This window comes from Streptomyces candidus, assembly GCF_014207445.1.
GTDB classification, from domain to species: domain Bacteria; phylum Actinomycetota; class Actinomycetes; order Streptomycetales; family Streptomycetaceae; genus Streptomyces; species Streptomyces candidus.
In genome coordinates this window covers 21,875-37,231 of sequence record NZ_JACHEM010000005.1, presented here as the reverse complement: position 1 = coordinate 37,231, position 15,357 = coordinate 21,875, and the positions used below count along the sequence as shown (strand labels likewise).

At 72.6% G+C, this 15,357-nt stretch carries 11 protein-coding genes; 7 read left to right on the top strand and 4 right to left on the bottom strand.

Going from position 1 to position 15,357, the window contains the following annotated elements; translation table 11 throughout:
- Positions 1 to 163: 163 nt before the first annotated feature.
- Positions 164 to 2,851: a rifamycin-inactivating phosphotransferase gene (gene rph / locus HNQ79_RS11225; RefSeq protein ID WP_185029646.1), complete on the top strand. Its 2,688-nt coding sequence runs from the start codon at positions 164 to 166 to the stop codon at positions 2,849 to 2,851.
- 19 nt (positions 2,852 to 2,870) lie between these two features.
- Here rph and HNQ79_RS11220 read toward each other — a convergent pair whose 3' ends face one another.
- Positions 2,871 to 3,812: an aminoglycoside phosphotransferase family protein gene (locus HNQ79_RS11220; protein WP_185029644.1), complete on the bottom strand. Its 942-nt coding sequence runs from the start codon at positions 3,810 to 3,812 to the stop codon at positions 2,871 to 2,873.
- A gap of 280 nt (positions 3,813 to 4,092) precedes the next feature.
- Between HNQ79_RS11220 and HNQ79_RS11215 the strand changes: the two genes are divergently transcribed.
- The gene (locus HNQ79_RS11215) at positions 4,093 to 5,685 is read left to right on the top strand and encodes a sodium:solute symporter family transporter (RefSeq protein ID WP_185029642.1); all 1,593 of its coding nucleotides are present in this window, start codon (positions 4,093 to 4,095) and stop codon (positions 5,683 to 5,685) included.
- Here HNQ79_RS11215 and HNQ79_RS11210 read toward each other — a convergent pair.
- Positions 5,633 to 6,289: a TetR/AcrR family transcriptional regulator gene (locus HNQ79_RS11210; RefSeq protein ID WP_185029641.1), complete on the bottom strand. Its 657-nt coding sequence runs from the start codon at positions 6,287 to 6,289 to the stop codon at positions 5,633 to 5,635. The genes HNQ79_RS11215 and HNQ79_RS11210 overlap by 53 nt on opposite strands.
- 53 nt (positions 6,290 to 6,342) lie before the next feature.
- Here HNQ79_RS11210 and HNQ79_RS11205 point away from each other — a divergent pair, with 53 nt between their 5' ends.
- Complete coding sequence (locus HNQ79_RS11205) at positions 6,343 to 7,728, top strand: aldehyde dehydrogenase family protein (RefSeq protein ID WP_185029639.1); 1,386 nt, start codon at positions 6,343 to 6,345, stop codon at positions 7,726 to 7,728.
- A 34-nt stretch (positions 7,729 to 7,762) separates the two neighbouring features.
- Here HNQ79_RS11205 and HNQ79_RS11200 read toward each other — a convergent pair whose 3' ends face one another.
- The gene (locus tag HNQ79_RS11200) at positions 7,763 to 8,671 is read right to left on the bottom strand and encodes a helix-turn-helix domain-containing protein (RefSeq protein WP_185029638.1); all 909 of its coding nucleotides are present in this window, start codon (positions 8,669 to 8,671) and stop codon (positions 7,763 to 7,765) included.
- Positions 8,672 to 8,788: 117 nt separating this feature from the next.
- On the opposite strand from HNQ79_RS11200, the gene HNQ79_RS11195 reads away from it, so the two are divergent.
- Positions 8,789 to 9,847: an NAD(P)-dependent alcohol dehydrogenase gene (locus HNQ79_RS11195; RefSeq protein ID WP_185029636.1), complete on the top strand. Its 1,059-nt coding sequence runs from the start codon at positions 8,789 to 8,791 to the stop codon at positions 9,845 to 9,847.
- Between the two features lie 194 nt (positions 9,848 to 10,041).
- On the opposite strand, the gene HNQ79_RS11190 is transcribed toward HNQ79_RS11195, so the two are convergent.
- The gene (locus tag HNQ79_RS11190; RefSeq protein WP_229923420.1) at positions 10,042 to 10,623 is read right to left on the bottom strand and encodes a hypothetical protein; all 582 of its coding nucleotides are present in this window, start codon (positions 10,621 to 10,623) and stop codon (positions 10,042 to 10,044) included.
- Between the two features lie 114 nt (positions 10,624 to 10,737).
- Here HNQ79_RS11190 and HNQ79_RS33205 point away from each other — a divergent pair, with 114 nt between their 5' ends.
- The 3 genes from HNQ79_RS33205 (at position 10,738) to yicI (ending at position 15,350) form a co-directional block, all read left to right on the top strand.
- A complete protein-coding gene (locus tag HNQ79_RS33205) occupies positions 10,738 to 11,103 on the top strand; it encodes a VOC family protein (RefSeq protein ID WP_221507618.1) in 366 nt (121 codons plus the stop codon).
- Positions 11,104 to 11,295: 192 nt separating this feature from the next.
- Positions 11,296 to 12,540, top strand: a complete 1,245-nt coding sequence (locus HNQ79_RS11180; RefSeq protein WP_229923376.1) for a serine hydrolase domain-containing protein — start codon at positions 11,296 to 11,298, stop codon at positions 12,538 to 12,540.
- A 581-nt stretch (positions 12,541 to 13,121) separates the two neighbouring features.
- Positions 13,122 to 15,350 (top strand): alpha-xylosidase, encoded by a 2,229-nt coding sequence (gene yicI, locus HNQ79_RS11175; protein ID WP_185029634.1) that lies wholly within the window; start codon positions 13,122 to 13,124, stop codon positions 15,348 to 15,350.
- Positions 15,351 to 15,357 lie beyond the last annotated feature (7 nt).

Below are 15,357 nucleotides of genomic sequence, written 5' to 3'. Positions count from 1 at the left end.
GGCAAGGAGAGTTCTCCCTGCCACTCACAACCTATAGCGCGGACCGGGGCTTGCCGCAAGACCCCGATCATGGAGCAGAATCGGCCGACACGGCCGCCACCTGCGAAAACGGGGTGACTGCTGGGCAAAGAAGACCGCCGGCGGGAGAAACGGGGATCAGGGCATGCACGGGAAGTCCGGCAGGACGCAGGGCAGCGGTGACGCGAACGCACCACGCGGTACGGCGGAACAGGCCCGCCCGGCGGGGGACGCCGCCCCCCACCGGTACGTGGTGGACCTCCACGAGGTCGACGGGACGCAACTCGCCCTCGTCGGCGGCAAGGGCGCACACCTGGGCGCGCTGTCGCGGATCGACGGCGTCCGCGTACCCGGGGGCTTCTGCGTGACGACGGAGGCCTTCCGGCGGACGGTGGCGCAGGCGCCGCCCGTCGCCGCCCGGCTCGACCGGCTGGCACGCGTGGCTCCGGACGACCGGGAGGCGCTGCGCACGCTCAGCGCGGAGATCCGCCGGACGATCGAGGCGATCCCGCTCCCGGACGAACTCACCGCGGCGATCACCGGTGCACTCGGCCGGCACGGCGAGGAGGCCGCCTGTGCCGTACGTTCCAGCGCGACGGCGGAGGACCTGCCGACGGCGTCCTTCGCCGGTCAGCAGGACACGTATCTCAACGTCGTGGGGACCCAAGCGGTCCTCGGGCACGTCAGCCGGTGCTGGGCGTCCCTGTTCACCGAACGGGCGGTGACCTACCGCCGGCGGAACGGCATCGACGACCGAGCGGTCCACATGGCGGTGGTCGTGCAGCGGATGGTCGTCCCCCGAGCGTCCGGCATCCTGTTCACGGCCGACCCCGTCACGGGCAACCGCAAGGTCACCACGGTCGACGCGGGCTTCGGCCTCGGCGAGGCGCTGGTCTCCGGCCTGGTGAACCCGGACGTCTTCAAGGTGCGCGGGGGCGAGATCGTCGAGCGGACGATCGCCGCCAAGCGGCGCGCCGTACGGGCACTGCCGGGCGGCGGTACGCAAGAAGTGGTCCTCGACGCGCACGAACAGCGGCTGCCTGCCCTGACGGACGAGCAGGTCGTACGGCTCGCACAGCTCGGGCGGCGCATCGAAGCGCACTTCGGTCGCCCGCAGGACATCGAGTGGTGTGTGGCCGACGAGGACTTCCAGATCGTGCAGAGCCGCCCGATCACCACGTTGTTCCCCGTTCCCGACGCCGCCGACCAGGACAATCACCTCTACGTCTCCGTCGGCCACGGGCAGATGATGACCGATCCCATGAAGTCCCTCGGGTCCTCCATGTGGCAGCTGACGGCCCTGGTGCCGATGCAGGAGGCGGGCGGCCGGCTGTTCGTGGACGTCGCCGCGCGCCTGGCATCGCCCGCGGGCCGGGCCGGGCTCCTGGACGCCATGGGGAAGGCCGACCCGTTGATCAGGGACGCGCTGGAGACCGTCCTGGACCGCGGCGACGTCGTCCCGGTGCTCCCGGACCCGGCCCCCGCCCGCCCGCCGGCCGGCGGGGCGCCCGCCCCGATCGAGACCGACCCGGCGATCGTCACCGGGCTGATCGAGCGGAGCGAGGCGTCCGTCGCCGCCCTGGAGCGGGACATCCGCACCAAGAGCGGACCGGCGCTGTTCGACTTCCTGCTGGAGGCCTTCGAGGAGCACAAGCGGGTCCTCGGCGACCCGCTGAGCATGCAGGTGATCATGGCGGGGACGGAGGCCACCTGGTGGCTCAACGACAAGCTCCAGGAGTGGCTGGGGGAGAAGAACGCCGCCGACACGCTCACCCTGTCCGCCCCCGACAACATCACGTCCCGGATGGGGCTCTCCCTGCTCGATGTCGCGGACGCGGTCCGTCCGCACCCGGAAGTGGTGGCGTACCTCCGAAACATCGACGACGAGGACTTCCTGGACGGGCTGGCGGAGCTCCCCGGCGGGGCCGGGGCGCGCGACGCGATCGGCGCCTACCTCGACCGCTACGGCATGCGCTGCGCCGGCGAGATCGACATCACCAGGCCGCGCTGGCGCGAACGCCCCAGCACGCTCGTACCCGTCATCCTCGACCACGTGCGGAACTTCGAACCGGGCGCCGCCGCCCGGCACTTCGCGCAAGGGCTGCACCGGGCGCAGGCGAAGGAGCGGGACGTGCTCGCCCGGCTGCGGGCCCTGCCGGAGGGGGAACGCAAGGCCGACGAGACCCGGCGGATGATCGACCGGGTGCGCACCTTCATCGGATACCGCGAGTACCCGAAGTACGCCATCATCAGCCGCTACTTCGTCTACAAGCAGGCTCTGCTGGCGGAGGCCGACCGGCTCGTACGGGCGGGCGTGCTGCCGGACCGGGAGGACGCCTTCCACCTCACGTTCCAGGAACTGCACGAGGCCGTCCGCACCCACCGGGTGGTCCCCAGGCTCGTCGAACAGCGCAAGGAGGCGTTCCGGGCGTACCACGCGCTGACCCCGCCCCGGGTGCTCACCTCCGACGGCGAGGCCCTCACCGGGGCGTACCGGCGCGACGACGTGCCCGACGGCGCACTGGCCGGCGTACCGGTATCCGCGGGAACGATCGAGGGCCGGGCCCGTGTCGTGCTCGACATGGCGGACGCCGACCTGGAACCGGGCGACATCCTCGTCACCGCGTTCACGGACCCGAGCTGGTCGCCCCTGTTCGTCGGCATCGCGGGCCTGGTGACGGAGGTCGGCGGCCCGATGACCCATGGCGCGGTGATCGCGCGGGAGTACGGCCTGCCCGCCGTCGTCGGCGTGGAATCGGCCACCCGCCTGATCCGCGACGGTCGGCGCATCCGCGTGCACGGAACGGACGGTTACGTCGAACTCCTCCCCTGACGGGGGGCGGGCCGTCGTGCTACGGGGTGTCGCCCAGCAACTCGCCCAGGCGGTCCGCGAACGCGGTCAGCCAGTCCAGTTGCGGTCCGCTCCTGGCGATGCGGAAGCCATGGCGGCGGCCCCAGAACGCGGCGCGGACGGCGTGGAACTGGGCCCACCGCCGGACGCGTTCGCGGTCGAGTTCCGCCGCGTCGGCGAAGACGGACAGGGCGTGATGGACGGCCTTGTGCAGGTCGTCCGCTTCGAGAAGGGCGAGCGCGCGGGCCTTGAGCAGAGTGCCGGCGTCGTAGGCGGGGTCCCCGACGTACCCCTTGGGGTCGACGGCCAGCCACGGCTCCCGGTCGGCACGCAGGATGTTCCCGGCGTGGAAGTCGCCGTGCAGGAGGGTGTCGGGCTGGACCGCGCCCAGTTCCCGGACGGTCGCCGCGGTGGCGTCCAGCGTCCGGCGCGGCAGCGTGTGCGTCAACTCCGCGGCGTCACGCCACAGTTGTTCCTCCCACGCACCGGCCTGCCCGGACAGCCGGGGCAGGCCGGGCGGCGCGGGGACGGTCAGGCGGCGGTGCAGCCGCCCGGCGGCCTCCAGCATCCCGTCGCCGTCCGTGCCGGCCGCGGCCTGCGCCAGCGTCGTCGGCCGGGCTCGTTCCAGCAGCATCGCGAACCGCTCGTCGTCGCGCTCGTGCAGCCGGACGGCACCGCGCCCACCCCATGCGAGGAACGCGTCCGGTTCGTGGACGTTGCCGGGATGCGGGAACGACACCTTCAGCACGGCTCGTTCCCCGCCCGGCCGCCGTACCGGCACGACCACGCCGACGCCGCCGTGCAGGATCTCGCCGTCCGGCACGCACTTCCATTGCTCCAGCAAGTCCTCGATGATCCGGGGTAGTTCGGCGAGCCAGGCCGTACCGGCCTCCCCCTCACGGCCGACGGTGCTCCGTACGAACTGCTGCGGTATCGCCCTCATCCCGGCACCCTACGCGCCGCCGTGAGGGCCGCACGGGCGGACGGCGCCCATGCGACGGTCGCCCGGGGCGGAGTCGTCGGGCGTTGGCCATCGGGCGTTGGCCAACGGGCGTTGGTCGTCCGCACAGCCGGGGGCCGGGGCGGTGTGCCGGTGACCCGTTCGCGGGCGAGTGCCTTCACCGGCGGGCCCGGCCGTGTTCTCGTGGCCTCCTTCCCCGCCCGCCCCGAACGTCCCGGAGAGCACATGGCCGTCCACGCCCCTGCCCGTCGCGGAGCCGACCGTGTCCGGGGGTGACACCCAGGGTGCCGTCCTGATCAGCTTCCTCCTCCTCGTGGTGGCGGCCCTGTTCGCCTGCCTGCTGCTCGGGCCGCAGCGGGAGGAGGCGGAGAACTTCTACATCGGCCGGCGGAAGAACAAACCGGTGCGCAACGGCCTCGCGCTGGCCGGGGACTACATCTCGTCGGCCACCGTGGTGGGCACGGCGGGGTCCGTGGCCCTGATGGGCTTCGACGGTCTGTTCGTCGCGGGCAGTACGGTGGCCGCGCTCGCCGTCATGGCGCTGCTCGCCGGGCCGCTGCGGGCCCGCGGGCGGTACACGCTCGCCGACGTCTTCGCGGACCGGGCGCCGGGGACGGCCGTGCGGGTCGCGGCGGCGGTGGTGACCCTGCTGGTGTGCCTGCTCTACTTCGTCGTGCAGCTGTCGGCGGTCGCCCTGGTGACGGCGCAGCTGCTGGGCCTGGAGGCCGTCGGCGCGCAGCGGGCGATAGCCGTGATGATCGGCGTGCTGATCGCCTGCGCGACCGCCGTCGGGGGGATGCGGGGGGCGACCGCTTTGCAGGCCGCGAAGACGGTCATCGTCCTCGTCGCGCTGCTCCTCGTCGTCGGCGCGCTCCTCGTCCGCTTCGAGTGGAACCCGCTCGCCCTGCTGGAGGCCGCACAGGCGCACAACGGGTCGGGGTCCGCGTACTTCCGCCCCGGCCTCCTCCAGGCGTCCAACCCCAGTGCGAGCTGGACCTTCGACTTCGTGGGGCTCCAGCTCAGCATCGTGCTCGGGGCGGCCGTCATGCCGCATGTCGTGATGCGGCTGCACGCGACCCCCGACCCCGAGGCGGCACGCCGGTCCGTGCGCGCGGCGCTGGTCGTCGTGGCGGTCGTCGTCGCGTGCACGGTGGTGATCGGCCTGGGTACGGCGGCGAGTGTCGGCGGCGCGAAGCTGGCCGCGGTGAGCCCCGGGGGGACCGGGGCGCTCATGCTGGTCACCGGGACGCTCGCCGGCGGGCCGGGGTCCGCGTCCGGGGCGGCGCTCTTCGTCCTGGTGTCGACCGCCGTCTTCGCGACCTCCCTCGCCGTCATCGCGGGCCTGACCCTGACGGCGTCCGCGGCGGTCGGGCACGACCTGTACCGGCAGGCCATGCGCCGGGCGGAGGGCGCCGACAGGGGGGCGGAGATCAGCGCCGCGCGCTGGGGGGCGGCGGCGGTCAGCGCGGCCGGCATCTCCCTGACGTACGCGGCCCTCGACTGGAACATCCAGATGTTCAGCTGGGTCGCTCTCGCCGTGGCCGCCTCCAGCCTGCTGCCCGCGCTGGTCTACACCCTGTTCTGGGGGCGGTTCACCGGACGCGGCCTGCTGTGGACGCTCGTCGGCGGGTCCGGCTGCGTCGTCGTCCTGCAGACGTTCACTCCGATGGTCTCCGGTCTGCCCTCGTCCTTCCTCCCCCAGGCCGACTTCGCCTGGCTGCCCTTCCAGTCCGTCGCCCTCCTCTCCGTGCCGTGCGGCTTCCTCCTGGGCTGGCTGGGCAGCGTGACGGATCGTCGGGGGCTCAGCGGGGGGACACGCCCAGGGCCCGCAGCAGGAAGGGCCTCAGTTCGCTGATCATGGCCTCGCCCGCGGGCGGCGGGGGTCCGGCCTCCCGGCCGGGGCCGGCGGGCTCGGGCGGCGGGGTGAGGAAGACCCGGCTGACCATGGCTCCGACCACGAGGTCGGCCAGGACGCGCGGGTTCTGCGCGAGCGGGATCTCACCGCGGGCGACGGCCCGTTCCAGCAGGGCGGCGGCGCGGTCCCGTACGGGCTGGACGACGGCGTCGTCCAGGACCCGGGCCAGCGCCGGGTTGTGCGCGGATTCGCCGATCAGGACGTGCAGGAGTCGGCCGCCCGGCCCGTCGAGCGTGCGGGCCTTGTCGGTGAGGAGGGCGGTGAGGTCGCCGTGCAGGGATCCGGTGTCCTTCCCGGGGCCGAGGTCGTGGGCCCAGCGGACAGCAGTGCCGACGACCAGGTCGTCCTTGGACTTCCAGCGGCGGTAGAGGGTCGCCGTGGAGACGCCCGCCCGTTTGGCCACGGCGGACGTGGTGAGGCCGCCGTAGCCCTTCTCGTACAGGACCTCCAGGGTGGCTTCCAGGAGGGCACGGTCCAGGGCGGCGTCCCGGGGGCGGCCCCGGGCGGCAGGGGCGGGATCGACGGGCGGGGAGGGGTTCGTCACATCGTCAGGATATACGAAACGAAACCTTTTCGTTTCGATTAGGCTCGGGACTCATGAACTCCCCGCACCACACCCCCGCGCCCGAGTCCGCCCCCGAGACCGCCACCTCCACCGGCGCCGCCGGCCTGGACGCGCCCCGTCTCGTCGGCCGGCTCCGCGCCACCTTCGCCACCGGCCGCACCAAGCCGCTCGCCTGGCGCCGCACCCAGCTCGAAGCCCTCCGTTCACTGCTCGTCGAGCACCAGGAGGCCCTCCTGGCCGCGCTCCACGCCGACCTGGGCAAGGGGCCCGAGGAGGCGTACCGCACCGAGGTCGGCTTCACCGTGAACGAGATCGACCACACCCTGGCCCACCTCGACGACTGGCTCGCCCCGCGCCCGGTCGCCCTGCCCGACCGGCTGCTGCCCGCCGAGGGCCGCGTCGTACGCGAACCCCTCGGCGTCGTCCTGGTCATCGCCCCCTGGAACTACCCGCTCCAGCTGGCCCTGGCCCCCGTCGTCGGCGCGCTCGCGGCGGGCAACGCGGTGGTCGTCAAGCCCAGCGAACTCGCTCCCGCGACCTCCGCCGAGATCGCCCGCCTGCTGCCGCGCCACCTCGACCCCGATGCGGTGGCCGTGGTGGAGGGCGCCGTTCCGGAGACCACCGCCCTGCTGGAGCAGCGCTTCGACCACATCTTCTACACCGGCAACGGCACGGTGGGCCGCATCGTGATGACCGCCGCCGCCAAGCACCTGACCCCCGTCACCCTGGAACTCGGCGGCAAGAGCCCCGTGGTCCTGGACGAGGGCGTCGACCTGGCCGCCGCCGCCCGCCGGATCGTGGCGGGCAAGTTCCTGAACGCGGGCCAGACCTGCGTCGCCCCCGACTACGTCCTGGCCGTCGGCGACACCGCCCGCGCGATCGAGCCGCACCTCGCCGCCGCCGTCACCGAGCTGTACGGCACCGACCCGGCCGCCCGAGCCGAGTACGGGCGCATCGTCAACGACCGGCACTTCGACCGGCTCACCGGCCTGCTGGACAGCGGGCGCACGGTGACGGGCGGCACCCACGACCGTTCGACCCGCTATCTCGCGCCCACCGTGCTCGCGGACGTCCCCGCCGACTCACCGGTGATGGGCGAAGAGATCTTCGGCCCCGTACTGCCCGTCCTCGGCGTGCCCGACCTCGACGCCGCGCTCGCCTTCATCAACGAGCGGGACAAGCCCCTCGCGCTGTACGCGTTCACCGACTCGTCGGCCACCAAGCAGCGGCTGCTTCACGAGACGTCGTCCGGCGCGCTCACCTTCGGCATCCCCGTCGCGCACCTGACCGCTCCGGAACTGCCGTTCGGCGGGGTGGGCGAGAGCGGCATGGGCCGTTACCACGGCGAGTACTCGATCGACACCTTCAGCCACAGCAAGGCGGTCCTGGACAAGCCGCTGCCCGAGACGACCGGCTGACCGGCACACCCGGCGCGGGACGGGGGCACGGGGTCTAGCTGCCCGTGCCCGCCGTCCCGGCCCGCGTCGCGTCCGCGCCCCAGCTGGCGAGCAGGCGCAGCGCCTGGGCCGAGGCGGAATCCGGTTCCGCGTGGTAGGTCACCAGGGACTGGTCGTGGTCGTCGGGCAGGCGCAGGGTCTCGTACGCGAGGGTCAGCTCGCCCACCAGCGGGTGGTGCATGCGCTTGACCCCGTGGCCCTTCTCGCGCACGTCGTGCGTGGCCCACAGACTGCGGAACTCCTCGCTCTTCACGGAGAGTTCGCCGACCAGGGCGGAGAGCAGCGGGTCGTTGGGAAAGCAGCCGGCCTCCATCCGCAGGAAGCTCACCATGTCGGAGGCCTTCTGCTCCCAGTCCACGAACAGTTCGCGCGCCCCCGGGTGCAGGAAGCAGATCCGTGCCCAGTTCCGTTCCTCGGCGGGCAGGGCCGCCCAGTCGCCGAAGAGGGCCGCGGCCATGCGGTTCCAGGCGAGGATGTCGGAGCGGCGGCCGACCACGTAGGCGGGGATGGAGTCCATCGCGTCCATGAGGTGGTGCAGGGCGGGACGGGCGTGCTGGGGGCGGGCCGGGCGCTTCTTCTTGTGGTGCTTGGGCTTGGCGAGGTGCGTGAGGTGGGAGTGTTCGGCGTCGGTGAGGCGCAGGGCGCGCGCGATCGCGTCGAGGACCTCACCGGAGACGTTGCGGCCGTTCCCCTGTTCAAGCCGGGTGTAGTACGCGACGGACACGCCCGCGAGCTGGGCGAGTTCCTCGCGGCGCAGGCCCGGGACCCGGCGGTGGCGGCCGAAGTTCGGCAGCCCGACGTCCTCCGGCTGCAGCCGGGCCCGGCGGGTGCGCAGGAACTCGCTGAGTTCGGCGCGGCCGTCGAGCGGCTCGGGGGCGGGGGGAGGTGTCGGCGCGTCGTGCATGGTGTCCAGTATCCAGGGTCGTACGCACACGAGGGTGTCCCCGCCAGTAGTAGGACCAGTGGTCGTAGGCAAGACGGTGACCTGGGTAAACGCCCGTCCGCCGGGCACGGTGGAGGCATGACTGCAACGACCGGCACCACGACCGTTTCCGCATACGCCGCACCGTCGGCCAAGGCTCCCCTGGAGCGGACCACCGTTCCGCGCCGCCCGGTGGGCGCCTCGGACGTACTCATCGACATCAAGTACGCCGGCATCTGCCACTCGGACATCCACCAGGCGCGCGACGGCTGGGGCGAGGGCATTTTCCCGATGGTCCCCGGCCACGAGATCGCCGGCGTCGTCACCGAGGTCGGCCCGGCCGTCACCAGGTTCGCCGTGGGCGACCGGGTCGGCGTCGGCTGCATGGTCGACTCCTGCCGCGAGTGCGTGAACTGCGAGGCGGGGCTGGAGCAGTACTGCCTGGAGGGCAACGTCGGCACGTACAACGCCCTCGACAGGAACGGCGAGCCCACCTACGGCGGCTACTCCACGCACATCGTCGTCGACGAGGCCTTCACCGTGCGCATCCCCGACGGCCTCGCGCTGGACGTCGCCGCGCCGCTGCTGTGCGCCGGCATCACCACGTACTCCCCGCTCGCGCACTGGAACGCGGGCCCCGGCAAGAAGGTCGCCGTCGTCGGCCTGGGCGGTCTCGGGCACATGGCCGTCAAGATCGCGCACGCGATGGGCGCCGAGGTGACCGTCCTGTCGCAGTCCCTGCGCAAGAAGGACGACGGTCTCAAGCTGGGCGCCGACCACTACTACGCGACCAGCGACGAGTCGACCTTCGAGCAGCTCCGGGCGAGCTTCGACCTGATCGTCTCCACCGTCTCGGCGCCGCTCCCGCTGGACAAGTACCTCGGCCTGCTGCGGACGGACGGCGCCATGGTCAACGTCGGCGCCCCGGAGGAGCCCGTCTCGCTCAACCTGTTCTCCGTCATCGCGGGCCGCAAGACCCTCGCGGGCTCAGGAATCGGCGGCATCCAGGAGACGCAGGAGATGCTGGACTTCTGCGCCGAGCACGGCCTGGGCGCGGAGATCGAGCTGATCGACGCCGACAGGATCAACGAGGCGTACGAGCGGGTCCTGGCCAGCGACGTGCGCTACCGCTTCGTGATCGACGCGTCGACGATCTGAGCCGTACGGCAGGGGCAGCACGAGGTACGGGCTGCGGCGGACCTACGGCGGGGCGGACCCCGGCGGGGCCTTCGCCCGTACGGTGAACCTTCGAGCGGGCCCGGTCATCGCCACCGGGCCCGCTCGCCGTCGTGTCCGTTCCCTACCGTCGCCAAGTCCGCGCCGACAGCGCCCGTACGGGCCGTCGCGCCTGTCTACTCCCCGCTCTTCGGGCCGAGTTCGACCGTCGTCGTCACCCGGGTGAGGGCGGGCCTGCGCGGTACGGAACCGAACCCGAAGCGCACCGGCGGTTCGACCGGCGCGCAGGCGCCCAGGTCGTGCCCGTCGTACGTCGCGGACAGCGCGACGACGGGCCGCAGGTCGCGCGCCCCGTACCACTCGCGCCGGCCCCCGCCCGCGCTGCCGCGGGTCCGCACCCCCGCCAGGAACAGCCGGGCGGGCCGGTCGATCAGCGCGCTCCACGCGGGACGGCGGGCCAGGCCGCCGGGCACGGCACGCAGAAGAACCCCGAGCGGGCCGCGCCTGCCGACGGTGAACCGCAGGTCCAGCAGACCTGCCGCGACCACCCAGGTGTCGCCCTGGACCGCCACCCGGACCGGGACGACGAGGACGGTGTCGAAGGTGTACGTGCTCCGGATGAACTCCGCGGTCTCCTCCGTCGGGGCCAGCAACAGCCTTTCCCCGTCGGGCCGTTCCACCATCACGTCACTGAACGCCCCGTACGGCGAGCGCGGCCAGTGTCCCACCACGAGGCGCGTCCCGGAGACCGTGCCCATCCCCGCGATCCACCCGCCGAAGCACAGCCTGCGACGGCCCAGGGCCCTGCGGGGGTTCCGGTTCACCTTGCACACTCCTGCGGGTCGGGCGGCCGCGTTACCGTGGGCCCGACCTTGCCAGAACTCCTCGGGATCAACCATCTGACGCTGTCCACCACCGACCTCGACCGGCTCGTGGGGTACGGCGCCGAGTTCCTCGGGGCCACGCTCGCGTTCGCGCGCGGCGACCGCTTCGGGCCCCGGATCGCGGCGCCGGACACCGGCGGCGACGGGGTCGTGACACCGCCCACCCGGTGGACGACGGCCGCGCGCGATGCTGATGGGCGCCCCGTCGACGTGCGCGCGTGGAGAGGGGGTCGAGTCCCGCACGGCGGGCGGGTACGCGGTTTCCGGCCGCTGCCAGTGTCCACACCCGCCCGCGCTGCGGCGCAGGGCGCCCCCCGTACGACCGGCCAGGGCGCACGCTCCGCCGAACAATGACCTCCGTCGGAGCAATCCCACGCCGTCGCACGGAATATCGGCACGCCGTGTCCGGAACCGACGCGACGCGCAGGTACTCATGACCCATGGGGGTGCGGGGGCAACCGCGCGCAGCGGTCGCTCCCGCCGGCCCCCGCGGCGCTCCCCACGCGCGCGCCGTACTTCAGTCGAGTCGAGAACGAGGAATGTCACGTGCCCCTGACGACGCACAGACGCCTGGCCATGAGCGCCACCCTGATCACCGCCCTCGCCTGCGGCCTCGCCCCCGCCACCGCGGTCGCCGCCGCTCCCGCGGCCCCTGTGGCTCCCGCCACCCCCGCCCCCGACATGGACGGCGTGAACGCCGCCCTGAACGCCGCCATGGCCGACGGCGCCCCCGGCGCGATGGCCCGCTACACCGGTCCCGGCGGCGTCCGCACGGCTACCGTCGGCGTCCGCGACCGCGTCTCCGGAGCGCCCATGGACAGCCGGGCACGGTTCCGCATCGGCAGTGTCAGCAAGACCTTCTCCAGCGTCGTACTGCTTCAACTGGCCGACGAGAAGCGGCTGGAACTCGACGCGCCGGTCAACCGCTACCTTCCGGGGCTGCTGCCCGACGACCGCATCACGGTCCGTCACCTGCTCACCCACCGCAGCGGTCTGGCCGACTACACCAACGCCATGTTCGACAAGACCGTGCCCGGCTTCGAAGCCGTGCGCAACCACGTCTTCACGTACCACGAGCTGGTCGCTCTCTCGCTCGCCGAACCCCGCACGACCGAGCCCGGCGCGGCCTACAAGTACTCCAACGCCAACTTCGTCGTCGTCGGCATGCTCATCGAGAAGCTCACGGGGACCCCGGTCGCCCAGCAGTACGAGCGGCGCATCATCAAGCCGCTGAGGCTGCGCAACACCTCCTACGTCCACCCGGAGACCCGGATCGACGGCAGGCACGTGCGCGGCTACCTCCACCCCGACGAGGCGGGGGCGCCACTCGTCGACTCCACGGAGCAGACCGTCTCCTGGGCCCAGTCGGCCGGCGCGGTCATCTCCGACCCGGCCGACCTGAACACCTTCACGAGCGCGCTGATGCGGGGCCGGCTCCTCTCGCCCCCGATGCTGGACGCGATGACCACGGTCACCCCCACGGACACCACCCAGACCCGCTTCTACGGGCTCGGGCTGCGTCGCTACGACCTGTCGTGCGGCGCCCAGGTGTTCGGCCACACCGGCACCGTGCAGGGCTTCTACACGTACGCCTTCGCCACCCGCGACGGCCGGCGCGCACTCTCCGCCATGGCGAACACCTCGAACCGGGGGTCGGTGAACACCGTGCTCGGCGGGACCCTGGAGGCGGCCTTCTGCGGGAAGAAGACCGCGCCCGCGGCGTCGTCGGCCAAGATGTCCCGCTCGCTCACCGCCCGGCCCGCGGAGGCAGACCTGCCCGAGCGTCGCTGAGCCCGCCCCGGCCTGGGCCGGGACGGGCGGAGGGCCGGCCGGGCGGCGCGCCTCGGGCATCCCACGGATGCGCGGTGCCGTCCCGCCCGGCTGCCCCGCGGCCCGCACCGGCGGGCACCGGGGACCGCCGGCTGGGCCGGACGCGGGGCCGCGGACGCCCCGTCGGGCAGAGGGCTTCCCGGCGGGACGGCACGCAGTGAGGGCCGGCGCGGGGTTGCCGTGCCGGACGGAGTGACCGTCCGTCTTCGGCCGCGTTTTGTCTGCCTTGACAACGATTCGGCCGCCTTGTCGAAGCGCTGGTCCTGTCTTCCCCGCCCTCCCCGGCAGAGGCGCTGCACCAAGCTGGAACAGAGCGTCGAAGCGCTTCAACAATTTTCCCTCTTCGGCCTTGCCCTTTCGATTTCCGTGCGCTCAAATGGCGTGGGCGGCAGTCCCGCCTTCATGACCGGAAGCGATTCGAAGGGCCGTCGGGCCGCGCCCTCGCGCGAGCGGCCTCGGCCGGGCCCGAGGAGGCCGATGCCTTCCCCCTTACCGTCACCCGCCCTGCCGACCCGGACCACTCCTGCTCCCCTGGGAAGATCATGAAGTTCACCGACGGCTTCTGGCTGATGCGCGACGGGGTCAAGGCCTCGTACGCCACCGAGGTCCGAGACATCCGCGCGAGCGCCGACCGGTTCACCGCGTACGCCGCGGTCAAGCGCGTCGAACACCGCGGTGACACCCTCAACTCCCCTTTGCTGACCGCCGATTGCTTCTCCCCCGCCGAAGGCGTCATCGGCGTCCGTCTGACGCACTTCGCAGGCAAGCGCCAACCGGGCCCCGACTTCGCGCTGTCCGGCGCGCCCGCCTCCGCGGGGCAGGTGCGCCGCGACGGGGCCGTGGTCGAGCTGACGAGCGGCGCCCTGTCCGTCCGCCTGGACACCGCTGCCCCGTGGACGCTGTCCTTCCACGACGCGGAGGGACGCGAAGTGACACAGGCCGGCCGCAGGGGAACCGCCTTCGTCACCACCGCCGACGGCGCGCACCACATGTCCGCCCAGCTGGCCCTCGGTGTCGGGGAGCAGGTCTACGGCCTCGGCGAACGTTTCACCCCGTTCGTGAAGAACGGCCAGACCGTCGACATGTGGCAGGCCGACGGCGGCACCAGCAGCGAACAGGCCTACAAGAACGTCCCGTTCAGCCTGCACCTCTCCCCCGCCGGCGCGTACGGGGTGTTCGTCGACCACCCGGGCAGGGTCGGCTACGAGATCGGCTCCGAGTCCGTCGGCCGGATGCAGTTCAGCGTGCGGGACCAGACGCTCACGTACTACGTCGTCGCGGGCCCCACGCCCAAGGACGTCCTGCGCCGCTACACCGCGCTCACCGGCCGCCCCGCGCTGCCGCCCGCCTGGTCCTTCGGCCTGTGGCTGACCACGTCGTTCACCACGCAGTACGACGAGGGGACCGTCGCGTCCTTCGTCGACGGCATGGCGGAGCGCGACATCCCACTGTCCGTCTTCCACTTCGACTGCTTCTGGATGCGCGAGTACCAGTGGTCGGACTTCACCTGGGACCCGGACGTCTTCCCCGACCCGGAGGGGATGCTGGCCCGGCTCCGGGAACGCGGGCTGAGGATCTCCGTGTGGATCAACCCGTACATCGCGCAGAAGTCCGCCCTGTTCGAGGAGGCGGCACGGCACGGGTACCTGGTGCGGCGGCCGGACGGCGACATCTGGCAGTGGGACCTGTGGCAGGCCGGGATGGGCCTGGTCGACTTCACGAACCCGGACGCCTGCGCCTGGTTCCAGGGGAAGCTGAAGGTCCTCCTCGACCAGGGCGTCGACTGCTTCAAGACGGACTTCGGCGAGCGCGTCCCCACCGACGTCCGCTGGCACGACGGCTCCGACCCGGAGCGCATGCACAACTACTACACGCACCTGTACAACCAGGTCGTCTTCGAACTGCTGCAGAAGGAGCGGGGCATCGGGGAGGCGGTGCTGTTCGCGCGTTCGGCCACGGCCGGGGGGCAGCAGTTCCCGGTGCACTGGGGCGGCGACTGCTGGGCGTCGTTCGGCGCGATGGCGGAGTCCCTGCGCGGCGGGCTCTCCCTGTCGCTGTCCGGGTTCGGTTTCTGGTCGCACGACATCGGCGGCTTCGAGGGCACGCCCGATCCGGCCGTCTTCAAGCGCTGGCTCGCCTTCGGCCTGCTGTCCTCCCACAGCCGCCTGCACGGTTCCGGTTCCTACCGGGTGCCGTGGGAGTTCGGGGACGAAGCGGTCGACGTGACACGGCAGTTCACCCGGCTCAAGCACCGCCTGATGCCGTACCTCTACGGTGCCGCCGCCGAGGCCCACCGGGACGGCGTGCCGCTGATGCGGCCCATGCTCCTGGAGTTCCCCGACGACCCGACGACCCGCGCGCTCGACCGTCAGTACATGCTCGGCCCCGACCTGCTGGTGGCCCCGGTGTTCACCGAGGACGGCGACGTCGAGTTCTACCTCCCCGAAGGGACCTGGACGCACCTGCTGACCGGTGAGCGGGTACGGGGTCCGGGGTGGCGCCGGGAGAAGCACGGCTTCGACAGCCTGCCGCTGTACGTCCGGCCGGGCGCGGTGCTCCCCCTCGGCGCCGACGACGAGCGTCCCGACGGCGACTGGGCCGACGGCCTCACCCTGCTGGTCGCCGCCGGGGCCCAGGACACCACCGTCACCGTTCCCGACCGCGAGGGCCGCACGGCGGCCACGTACCGGGTGACCCGGGAGGCGGACAGCGGGCCGGTGACGGTGACGGCGGCCGACGGGGGCGCGGTGCCAGAGGTCAGGGAGTGGTGAGCGGCTG